General features: G+C 70.4%; 11 protein-coding genes. 8 read left to right on the plus strand and 3 right to left on the minus strand.

Features of this window, described 5'->3' with window-relative positions:
- Positions 1 to 132: 132 nt before the first annotated feature.
- Positions 133 to 813 (minus strand): PEPxxWA-CTERM sorting domain-containing protein, encoded by a 681-nt coding sequence (locus VKQ35_RS20850; protein WP_324364726.1) that lies wholly within the window; start codon positions 811 to 813, stop codon positions 133 to 135.
- A 270-nt stretch (positions 814 to 1,083) separates the two neighbouring features.
- Between VKQ35_RS20850 and VKQ35_RS20855 the strand changes: the two genes are divergently transcribed.
- Together VKQ35_RS20855 and VKQ35_RS20860 are read left to right on the plus strand one after the other, a co-directional pair.
- Complete coding sequence (locus VKQ35_RS20855; RefSeq protein ID WP_324364728.1) at positions 1,084 to 2,163, plus strand: site-specific DNA-methyltransferase; 1,080 nt, start codon at positions 1,084 to 1,086, stop codon at positions 2,161 to 2,163.
- Between the two features lie 38 nt (positions 2,164 to 2,201).
- The gene (locus VKQ35_RS20860; RefSeq protein ID WP_324364730.1) at positions 2,202 to 2,711 is read left to right on the plus strand and encodes a hypothetical protein; all 510 of its coding nucleotides are present in this window, start codon (positions 2,202 to 2,204) and stop codon (positions 2,709 to 2,711) included.
- Here the strand turns inward: VKQ35_RS20860 and VKQ35_RS20865 are convergent.
- Positions 2,708 to 3,070, minus strand: a complete 363-nt coding sequence (locus tag VKQ35_RS20865) for a VOC family protein (RefSeq protein ID WP_324364732.1) — start codon at positions 3,068 to 3,070, stop codon at positions 2,708 to 2,710. The genes VKQ35_RS20860 and VKQ35_RS20865 overlap by 4 nt on opposite strands.
- A gap of 88 nt (positions 3,071 to 3,158) precedes the next feature.
- Between VKQ35_RS20865 and VKQ35_RS20870 the strand changes: the two genes are divergently transcribed.
- A complete protein-coding gene (locus VKQ35_RS20870; RefSeq protein WP_324364734.1) occupies positions 3,159 to 3,458 on the plus strand; it encodes a helix-turn-helix domain-containing protein in 300 nt (99 codons plus the stop codon).
- 63 nt (positions 3,459 to 3,521) lie between these two features.
- Positions 3,522 to 3,947, plus strand: coding sequence for an SRPBCC domain-containing protein (locus VKQ35_RS20875; RefSeq protein WP_324364736.1), 426 nt, complete (start codon positions 3,522 to 3,524; stop codon positions 3,945 to 3,947).
- Here the strand turns inward: VKQ35_RS20875 and mutY are convergent.
- Positions 3,944 to 4,990 carry an A/G-specific adenine glycosylase gene (gene mutY / locus VKQ35_RS20880; protein ID WP_324364738.1) on the minus strand — a complete coding sequence of 349 codons (1,047 nt, stop codon included), beginning with the start codon at positions 4,988 to 4,990 and terminating at the stop codon, positions 3,944 to 3,946. The two genes, VKQ35_RS20875 and mutY, sit on opposite strands and share 4 nt — an antisense overlap.
- A gap of 60 nt (positions 4,991 to 5,050) precedes the next feature.
- On the opposite strand from mutY, the gene VKQ35_RS20885 reads away from it, so the two are divergent.
- The 4 genes from VKQ35_RS20885 (at position 5,051) to smc (ending at position 10,458) form a co-directional block, all read left to right on the plus strand.
- Complete coding sequence (locus tag VKQ35_RS20885; protein ID WP_324364739.1) at positions 5,051 to 5,605, plus strand: DUF721 domain-containing protein; 555 nt, start codon at positions 5,051 to 5,053, stop codon at positions 5,603 to 5,605.
- 89 nt (positions 5,606 to 5,694) lie between these two features.
- Complete coding sequence (locus VKQ35_RS20890) at positions 5,695 to 6,315, plus strand: DsbA family protein (protein ID WP_324364741.1); 621 nt, start codon at positions 5,695 to 5,697, stop codon at positions 6,313 to 6,315.
- A gap of 9 nt (positions 6,316 to 6,324) precedes the next feature.
- Positions 6,325 to 7,008: a DsbA family protein gene (locus tag VKQ35_RS20895; protein ID WP_324364743.1), complete on the plus strand. Its 684-nt coding sequence runs from the start codon at positions 6,325 to 6,327 to the stop codon at positions 7,006 to 7,008.
- Positions 7,009 to 7,014: 6 nt separating this feature from the next.
- Entirely contained in the window at positions 7,015 to 10,458 is a 3,444-nt protein-coding gene (gene smc / locus VKQ35_RS20900; protein WP_324364745.1) for a chromosome segregation protein SMC, read from the plus strand.
- Positions 10,459 to 10,470 lie beyond the last annotated feature (12 nt).

The raw sequence follows: 10,470 nt of genomic DNA on the forward strand, positions 1-10,470 counted from the left end.
GGGGACCCCGACGCGCAAACTCACCCGTCAGGGGAGTTATTCACCTAGAGCGTGTGGCTGAGTCAGGCGCTGCGGCGCCTCGTCCCTGCGTCAATCGGGCTCTGCGTCAATCCGGCCCTGTGGCAATGCGACTCAGCGTTGCGCCAGCGGGATGTCTCTGCGCCGCGCGCGCAGCACCGATCCCACTAGGCCAAAGCCCAGGATCAGGCTCACCCACGCCGCCGGTTCCGGCGCAGCGGAAGGTGCGGCCGGCGCATCGCCGAGCAGTGATGGATCGTCGGTGGGGGTATCTGGGCCAGCGGCGGAGCCCCCGAGGCCGGCTGAACCGGATGACTCAGCTCCCGGGGCGCCGCCGCCCGATCCGCCGCCGCTCGATCCGCCGCCAAACCCGCCGCCAAATCCGCCGCCCGACGAACGGCCAACAGTCGCGGAGGCGCTGGATGTCTCCTCCATAATCGGCCGCGCCTGGGACTTCGACATCAGACCATCGCCATCATCGTCGCCGACCAGCGTCGTGGCGCCGGCCAGCGACGTGTTCAAGACGTCGGTCTGGAGGTCAGTCAGCTTGAGCAATCCCTCGCCTGCCGACAGCCGCGCCGTCGCGATCATCCGCGGATGGGCGCCTCCGCCGCCAGCACTGTCCGCCTGATGGCGGTGGCTCGCGCCGTACCGGACCCTTCGCCCCTCGCCGCCGGCTGACTCCGTGTCGGGCATAACCTTGCTGGTCTCGATTCCGACCATGAAGTTGGAGAAGGCCTGCTGGAGGGGCGCGGCCAGCAACGCGCCAGGCGCCACGACAGCCGCCGCCAGCACCGAGGGCAGAGCGCGCTTCCATGGCCCGCGCCGGGGCGCTCCACCCCCTGATCCGGTCTCCGAACCAGTCGCAATCTGAACGGGCGTTTCCATCGAAACCGCTAAGCCGCTCAGTCGGGCATAAGGTTCCAACCCATTGATTATTTTGCGAATAAAGGCCCGTTTGTGTTCAAATCGGGTCCTGAATTAAGGCGCCGTTCACCCTGTTTAGAAGGGGCTCCTTAATCATACCGGCGCAAGGATTCAGCCTCCTGAATCCATGAGGCGCGTATGGGCGTTGCGGCCGACACCATCATCCTGGGCGACTGCCTGGAAGAACTGAGGAAGCTGCCGGATCGTTCCTGCGACCTCGTCTTCGCCGATCCGCCCTACAACCTGCAGCTGGGCGGCGACCTGCTGCGCCCGGACAATTCCAAGGTCGACGCCGTCGACGACGACTGGGACCATTTCGAGAGCTTCGCGGCCTATGACACCTTCACGAAAGCCTGGCTCTCCGAGTGCCGCCGCATCCTGAAGGATGACGGGGCGCTGTGGGTGATCGGCAGCTACCACAACATCTTCCGGGTCGGCGCGACCCTGCAGGACCTGGGCTTCTGGATCCTCAACGACATCGTCTGGCGCAAGTCGAATCCGATGCCGAACTTCAAGGGCACGCGGTTCACCAACGCCCACGAGACGATGATCTGGGCGACCAAGTCGCGGGGGGGCAAGCGCTACACCTTTAACTACGACGCCATGAAGATGGCCAATGACGAGCTGCAGATGCGCTCCGACTGGAGCCTGCCTCTGTGCACCGGCGAGGAGCGGCTCAAGGACGAGGCGGGGGTCAAGGCGCACCCGACCCAGAAGCCCGAGGCACTGCTGCACCGGGTGATCCTGGCCTCGACCCGGCCGGGCGATGTGATCCTCGACCCGTTCTTCGGCACCGGCACGACCGGCGCCGCGGCCAAGCGGCTCGGCCGCCGATACATCGGCATCGAGCGCGAGGAAGGCTACGCCAAGCTCGCCAAGGACCGGATCGCCAAGGTGATCCCCGCCACCGCCGAGGAGATGACAGTCACCGGCTCCAAGAAGTCCGAGCCGCGCATCCCCTTCGGCCAGATCGTCGAGGCGGGGCTGCTGCGGGCCGGCGACGTGCTCTACGACGACAAGGGCCGCCATGCCGCGCGGGTGCGCGCCGATGGCAGCCTGGTGGTCGGCGACCTCTCCGGCTCGATTCACAAGGTCGGCGCCATGGTGCAGTCGCAGCCGGCCTGCAACGGATGGACCTATTGGCACTTCAAGTCCGACAAGGGCTTGGCGCCCATCGACGTGCTGCGGGCCAAGGTGCGCCAACAGCTCGCCGCCTAGAGGTTGCGGGTCTAGGCTGCCGCCGTTCGGAGGGGCCGATGATCCGCAAGCAGATCCTGATCCTGTTGGGCGTGCTGTCCGCGGCGGCTATCTGCCTGTTCGCCGCCCGCCACGCGCTCGGGGGCCACGACCCGGCGGCGGTCGCTACGGCGGACCGGCTGGCGCTGGCCTGGCGCTGGCTGCTGGTCCCGGGCCTCTGCCTGCTGGCTGGCATCGCCGCCGTGGCCAATCAGCGCTTTCTGAGAGCCGACGACATCGACGGCGGGGCCGCCAAGGGCCCCGGTTTCATGGACATCACTCTGCGCTACAACACCAACACGCTTGAGCAGACCGCCTTGGCGGCGATCGCCTGGACCGGGCCTTCGCTCACGCTCGCGCCGCAGAACCTCAGCCTAATCCCGACCTTGGCGGTCCTGTTCGGGGTCGGCCGGGCGGCGTTCTGGGGCGGCTATCTTTTCGCGCCCTGGGCGCGGGCGTTCGGCTTGGGGCTCACGGCCTATCCGAGCTTCTTCGCCCTGATCTGGCTGGCCTTCCGGCTCTTCCGCTAGCGCGAGCTCAGCACGAACTCGTTGCCCTCGACGTCCTTGAACATGGCGAAGGTTCCCCAAGGCTGCTTCTCCGGCGGCCCGCGGAACTCCACCCCGCGCTCGCTCAGCTGGCGGTAGGTCTGCTCGACGTCGTCGCAGGCGAAGGAGCCGTTGAAGAAGCTGCCGACCCGGTCCTCGTGACCCTCCGGCGTGAATAGCACCAGCCCCGTCGGACTGCCGGCGATCGCCAGCTCGATCCAGCGCTGCGCGCCCATGGGCTGATCGGTGGTCACCCGAAAGCCCATCTTCTCGGTCCAGAACTTCAATTGCGCTTCCTGGTCGCGGCAGGAGATGCCGGCGAATTTCAGGTGGGTGATCATTCAGGGCCTCTTAGCTTGCTGCCGCCGCTTCTTTGCCGCGAGGCGCCGCCGCGCGACAATCCGTCCGATAAATACTATAGCAACGATCATGACTCGATCCATTACCCTCGACCCCTACGTCGTCGACGTCCTGATGCGTGACCTCGTGAACCATGACCATTCGCCGTCGGCCTTCCTGGTCTATCTGTGGCTCTGGGCGCGCACCGACGGCGGCAGGCGGCGCTTCGCGGCCAGCCTGTCCGGCATCGCGCTGGAGACCGGCCTTTCGAAATCCTCGGTGCAGAACGCGGTGCGCCAGCTCACCCGCCGCCGCCAGCTGATCGCGGTCACCCGCGAGGGCCCGACGACCGCGCCGGTCTATGAGGTGCTGAAACCCTGGATTCGCTGACTGTCGGGTGAAGCCTTTCGCCCCTTTCGGCGTTCACGCGATAGGCGAGGAGGAAAGATCGACATGACCGCGACCGCACAGGCGTCCAGGGTGATCCCGGCAGGACCGGACGAGGTCTGGGACACTCTGACATCCCGCAAGGGCATGAAGGCCTACATGATGGGCGCCGATGTCGAGACCGACTGGCAGGTCGGCCACCCGATCACCCTGCACGGCAAGATCAAGGGCGAGCCCTACGAGGACCGCGGCGAGGTCCGCTCGTTCCTGCCGCGCCGCCGGCTCAGCTACACCCACGCCAGCGGCTCGGCGCCCGACGCCATCCACCTGGTGACCTTCGAGCTGTCGCCGCGCGACGGCGGGACGGAGGTGACGGTGATCCAGGAGAACCTCAACGGCCGGGTCACCTCGTCAGACCTCGAACATCGGCGGGATTACGAGAAGACCTGGGCCATGATGCTGGAAGGCCTGGCCAAGGCCGTTGCGCACTAGAGCAGGTTCGATAGCCCTGCCCGCGCGGCCTTGAGGAAGACGCTCGGCAGGCCGTCGAGGTCGCGCCGGGGGCTCCATATCACGTCGGCCTCGACGCCCTCGGCGCGCAGCAGCCGCAGCGTGAGCGTGAAGTGGGTGAAGCCATGCTCCACCTCGCCGACGCCGCGCCAGGCGGCCCTGGCGGGCGCCGCGGCGATGGCTTCGGCGTCGCTCCAGCGCGCCGCGCGCCAGTCGCTGGTCGGGAGCGCCAGCATGCCGCCCAGGAGACCCCTCGGAGGTCGGCGCACAAGGCCCACCTCGTCGCCGCGGGTCAGCACATAGGCCACGCCATGGCGGTGCGGCCGCTCGGCCTTGGCGGTTCGGCGCGGCCAGGTCTCCGGCGCGCCAAGGGCCACGGCCGCGCAGTGGGTCGCCACCGGACAGCGGTCGCAGAGCGGCGCCTTGGGCCGGCAGACCGTGGCGCCCAGGTCCATCAGCGCCTGAGCCCAGTCGCCTGGCCGGTCGTCGCCGACCAGTTCGCCGGCCAGCCGTTTCAGCTCCGGTTTCGCGTCGGGAAGGGGCTCTTCCACCGCGAACAGCCGCGCCATCACCCGCTCGACATTGCCGTCGACCACATTGGTCGGCTCGTCGAAGGCGATCGCGGCCACCGCAGCGGCGGTATAGGGCCCGAGCCCCGGCAGAACGCGCAGCCCCTGCTCGGTGTCCGGAAAGACGCCGCCGTGATCGCTGGCCACGGCGCGGGCGCAGGCGAGCAGGTTGCGGGCGCGGGCGTAGTAGCCAAGGCCCGCCCAGGCGGCCATCACCTCGCCGTCGTCCTCGGCGGCCAAGTCGTTGACGGTCGGCCATCGGGCGGTGAACTTCAGGAAGTAGGGGATCGCGTGCGGCACGGTGGTCTGCTGCAGCATCACCTCCGAAAGCCACACCCGATAGGGATCGGCGCGCATCCCCGCCGCACGCGCTTTCGGCCCCACCCGCCAGGGCAGGTCGCGGGCGTTTTCATCGTACCAGGCGAGGAGTTGGGCGCGCAGGCGGTCTGGGTTCACATCCCCTCCTTATCGCCGCCCCTCCTTACTGTCGTCAGGCGATGACGGTAAGGTGGGCGCATGGCTCCCCGCCGCGACCTTCCGACCCTGCAAGAGGCCGCCCAGATTCTGACGGCCAAGCGCACGCGGCCGCAACGCCGCCCGCCGCCGCCGATGGGCCGCGCGCTCAACAAGACGCTGAAGGCGCTGGACGCCAAGTTCGGCCAGGGCTCCGGGGCGCTGGAGGCCCGCTGGCGCGAGGTGGTCGGCGTCGAGATCGCCAAGCGCACCGAGCCGGTGAAGCTGACCCGCGGCCGCAACGGCGGGCCCTCGTCGCTGGAGATCCGGGTGGCCGGGCCGGCCGCGGCGATCATCCAGCATCAGGCGCACGAGATTCTGGCGCGGGTGAACCTGTTCCTGGGCGCGGACGCGGTGCAGAAGCTGCGCATCGTGCAGGGGCCGCTGCAGCGCAAGTACGAGCCCACCGCCAAATCCCGCCGCCGGCTGCCGCCGCTCGACGCCGCCGCCGAAGCCGACCTGGCGAAGGACCTGGCGGCCGCGCCGGAGGGCAAGCTCAAGGCCGCACTGCTGGCGCTCGGCCGGGGCGTCCTGCGACAACGCGGGCGCGTTGACTAACAGCTTCGTCCGCCGCATCGGCTTGTGGCGAGTCTGACCCCGCAGGGAATCGGGCTTTAATTCAGGCTGCCTGGGAGACTCCTGTCCGTATGTTCGCGTCCCGCCCCTTTGTCGCCGTGGCCCTGATGGCCGCCCTGACGGTGGGCGGCTGCGCCAAAAAGCCCGCCGATCCGGCCTCGGTGGCGCAGGCGGACGACATGAGCCTGGGCAATCCGCAGGCCAAGGTGGCTGTGGTCGAATACGCCTCGGCCAGCTGCCCGCACTGCGCGCGCTGGGACATGGAGGTCTTCCCCGCGTTCAAGGCCAAGTACGTGGACACCGGCAAGGTCCGCTACACCCTGAAGGAATACCTGACCGACCCCGAGGCCATCGCCGCCGCCGGCTTCCTGCTCGCCCGCTGCGCCGGCAAGGACCGCTATTTCCCGGTGCTCGACGCCGTCTTCAAGGGCCAGGAGGCGATGGTCGAGAGCAAGGACGTGAAGGGCGTGCTGGCTGCGATCGCCAAAGACCCCGGCGGCCTCAGCGCGGCGCAGTTCGACGCCTGCATGCGCGACACCGCCGCCGAAAAGGCGCTGGCCGCCCGCGTCGACCGGCACGAGCATGTGGACAAGGTGGAATCGACGCCCACCTTCATCATCAACGGCAAGCGGACCGAGGGTGAGATGACGCTGACGGAACTCGATGCGGCTATCGGTCAGGCGAAGGATTAAGATCAGCCGATGTTCGACCGCCGCCTCATGATCCTTGCCGTAGCAGCCGCCGCCGCCGCCGCCGCCCCGGCCCTGGCCGCGCCCGCGCCCGCGCCCGCGCCGAAGCCCGGCCCCAGGCCGATGGCTGATGACATGAGCATGGGCAATCCCAAGGCGAAGATCGAAGTGCTGGAATACGCCTCGATGGCCTGCCCGCACTGCGGCCGCTTCAACGAGACCATCTTCCCGGCGCTGAAGTCGAAGTACATCGACACCGGCAAGGTCCACTACACGCTCAAGGAAATGATCACCGAGCCGGCGACGGTGGCGGTGGCGGGATTCCTGATCGCCCGCTGCGCGGGGCCCGAGAAGTACTTCACCGTGGTCGACCAGGTGTTCCGCAGCCAGTCGCGCTGGACCTCCGGCAATATCAAGCCGATTTTCCAGGAGATCGCTGCGGCCAACGGTGTCGACGAGGCCCGCTTCGAGGCCTGCCTGCAGGATCAGAACGGCGCTGACGCCGTCGCCCGGCGCGCCCAGCGCGCCTCAGAGCAGGACGGGGTCAACTCCACGCCGACCCTGTTCGTCAACGGCAAGGAGGTCGAAACGCCGCAAACCGTCGAACAGCTCGACGCCCTGATGGCTTCCGCGGCGAAGCCCGTCGCCGACAAGTCTGGGGCGAAGAAGCCTGCCGCCAAAATGGGAGGCCGCTAGACTCCCGTGCACTTCCAGCGGCTGCGCCTTTCGGGCTTCAAGTCCTTCGTCGAACCGACCGAGTTCCGGATCGAGCCCGGCGTCACGGGCGTCGTGGGGCCGAACGGCTGCGGCAAGTCGAACCTCCTGGAAGCGCTGCGCTGGGTGATGGGCGCCAACTCCGCCAAGGCCATGCGGGCCGGCGGCATGGACGACGTGATCTTCGCGGGCTCCGGCAATCGCCCCTCGCGCAATCACGCCGAGGTGGCGCTCACCATCGACAATTCCGACCGCCGCGCGCCGGCGGCCTTCAACGATCAGCCGGTGCTGGAGGTGGTCCGCCGCATCGACCGGGGCGAGGGCTCGACCTACCGGATCAATGGCCGCGAAGTGCGCGCGCGCGACGTACAGCTGTTGTTCGCCGACGCCTCGACCGGTTCCAACTCGCCGGCCCTGGTGCGCCAGGGGCAGATCAGCGAGCTGATCGCCGCCAAGCCGCAAAACCGCCGGATGATCCTGGAGGAAGCGGCCGGCGTCAGCGGCCTGCATTCGCGCCGCCACGAGGCCGAACTGCGGCTGCGCGCCGCCGAGGCCAATCTGGCGCGGCTGGAGGACGTGGCGCGCGAACTGGAGTCGACGCTCGGCCGGCTGAAGCGCGAGGCGCGCCAGGCGGAGCGCTATAAGAAGCTCTCCGCCGAGATCCGCGCGCTGCAAGGCGCCGTGCTCTACGCCCGCTGGGCCGAGGCCGCCGCCGCCGCCGAACGCCTGGGCGCAGAGGCCGCCGCGGCCATCCGCGCGGTGGAGGAGACCGCCGGCGTCGCCGCCCAGGCGACCACCCGCGCCGCCCAGGCGGATGAGGCGATCAAGCCGCTGCGCGAGGCGGAGACCATCGCCGCGGCCATCCTGCACAAGCTCGCCATCGACAAGGATCGGCTGGATCGCGAGCACGAGGCGCACGCCGCCGAACTGGCGCGGCTGACCGGTGACATCGAGCGCATCGACGCCGACCGCGCCCGCGAGGAGCACATCGTCGAGGACGCGGCGGCGGCCCTCGCCCGCCTCGCCGACGACGTCGCGGCCCTGGAGCAGGCCATCAAGACCGCGCCGGAACGCATCCCGGAACTGGAGGCCGCCGCCCAGGCCGCCGAGGCCGCCCGCGCCGCCGCCGACGCCGAGGTGGAATCGCTCGCCGCCCAGACAGCCGCCCAGGAGGCCCAGCGCCAGGCGGCCAGGACCCGCGTCGAAGAAGCCCAGATGCGGCTCTCGCGGACCCACCGGGCGCTCGATCAGGCCAGGCGCGAACGGGACGCGCTCGGCGTCATCGCCAATCCGCAGGCCGCGCAGGCCAAGGCTGAGGTCGAGGCCGCCGAGGCCGCGCTCGCCGCCGCCCGCGCCGCCCTGGAAAAGTCCGAGGAGGATCGCACGGCCGCCCAAGGCGCCGAGGCCGCCGCCCGCGAAGCCGCCCGCAAGCTCGACGAGCAGCTCGGCCGCCTGACCGCCGAGGCCCGCGCCCTGGCCGCCCTGGTGGCGCAGGCCAAGCGCGGCGGCTTCTCGCCGGCGCTGGACGCGGTTTCACCGGACCGGGGTTACGAGAAGGCCCTGGCCGCCGCCCTGGGCGACGACCTGGACGCCGCGCTCGACCGCGCCGCGCCGGCCTTCTGGGGTGGCCGAGACGCCGAGGCGCCCGCCTGGCCCAAGGGCGCGACGCCGCTCGCGGGTCTGGTCAAGGCGCCGGCCGCGCTCGCCGCGCGACTGGCCTTCACCGCGCTGGTCGACCGCGCTCAGGGCGACACCCTGCAGGCGGGCCTCACGCCCGGCTGCCGGCTGGTTTCCAAGGAGGGCGACCTCTGGCGCTGGGACGGCTTCACCTCGCGCGCCGATGCGCCCAAGCCCGCCGCGGTGCGCCTGGAGCAGAAGACCCGGCTGGCCGAGGTCGAGAGCGAGATCGAGGCGCTGACGCCCAAGGCCGAAGCCGCTCGCCAGATCCTGAAGGACGCCTCGGCCAAGCTGGCGGGGATCGAGGACGCCCTGCGCGCCGCGCGCCGCGAGACGCCGGCCGCCGAGCAGAAGGCGCTGGCCGCGCGCACGGCCCTCGAGCGCTTCGACCGTGAGGCGGCCCGCAAGGAAGCCCACGCCGCCTCCCTCGACGACGTCATCGGCCGCTTCGAGGCCGAGCTCGCGGAACACGAACAGGCGCTCGCGACGGTCGAGGCGGTCGCCGCCGCCAACGCGGGCGACGAAGACCTGGCCGAACGGCTGGCCGCCGCGCGCGCCGCCGCCGGTCCGGCCCGCGAAGCCGCCGCCTCGGCGCGGGCGGCGCTCGATCTCGAGATCCGCGACCGCGATGGCCGCGCGCGGCGCCTTGAGCTGCTGACCGCCGACCGCGAGGACTGGGGCCGCCGCAGCCAGGCCGCCGCCAAGCGCCTCGACGCGCTCGCCGCAGCGCGCACCAAGTCGCAAGCCGAGCTCGCCAAGGCCAAGGCCGCGCCGGAGACCCTGGAGACCCGCCGCGCGGCCCTGCTGGACGAACTCGGCGTCGCCGAAGCCCGCCGCGCGAAATCCTCCGACGCGCTCGCTGGCGCCGAGCACGAGCGCGCCGAGGCCGACCGCGCGCTACGCGCCGCTGAGGCCGCCGCTTCGGAGGCCCGCGAGGTCCGCGCCAGCCTCGCCGCCCACGCCGAAGCCGCCGCCGCCCGCCTCACAGAGGTCTCCGCCCAGATCCGCGAGACCGCCCGCATCGAGCCGGAAGAGCTGGCGCGAAAACTCGCCGACGAGGCCGTGGCCATTCCGTCCGACGCCAGCGGCGTTGAAGCCCACCTCTACAACCTGGAGCGCCAGCGGGACGCCATCGGCCCCGTCAATCTGCGCGCCGAGGAAGAGGCGGCCGAGCACGGCGCGCGGCTCGCGGTCATGCAGACCGAACGCTCCGATCTCACAGGCGCGATCGCCCGCCTGCGGGAGGGTATCGCCGAGCTGAACGCCGAGGGCCGCGACCGCCTGCTGGCCGCCTTCGAGGTGATCAACGAGCACTTCAAGACGCTCTTCCAGGCGCTGTTCCAGGGCGGCCAGGCGGAGCTGCGGCTGGTGGAGTCGGAGGACCCGCTGGAGGCGGGCCTGGAGATCTACGCCTGCCCGCCCGGCAAGCGCATGGCGACCATGAGCCTGATGAGCGGCGGCGAGCAGGCGCTGACCGCCACGGCCCTGATCTTCGCGGTGTTCCTGGCCCAGCCGGCGCCGATCTGCGTGCTCGACGAGGTGGACGCCCCGCTGGACGACGCCAACGTCGATCGCTTCTGCAACATGCTCGACGAGATGCGCCGGCGCACCGAGACGCGCTTCATCGCCATCACCCACAATCCGGTCACCATGGCCCGCATGGACCGGCTGTTCGGCGTCACCATGGCCGAGCGCGGCGTCTCCCAACTGGTCAGCGTCGACCTCTGCCAGGCGGAGGCCATGGCGGCCCAATAAGGGAGTCGGGCA

Source organism: Phenylobacterium sp. (assembly GCF_035309685.1).
Taxonomy (GTDB): Bacteria; Pseudomonadota; Alphaproteobacteria; order Caulobacterales; family Caulobacteraceae; genus Phenylobacterium.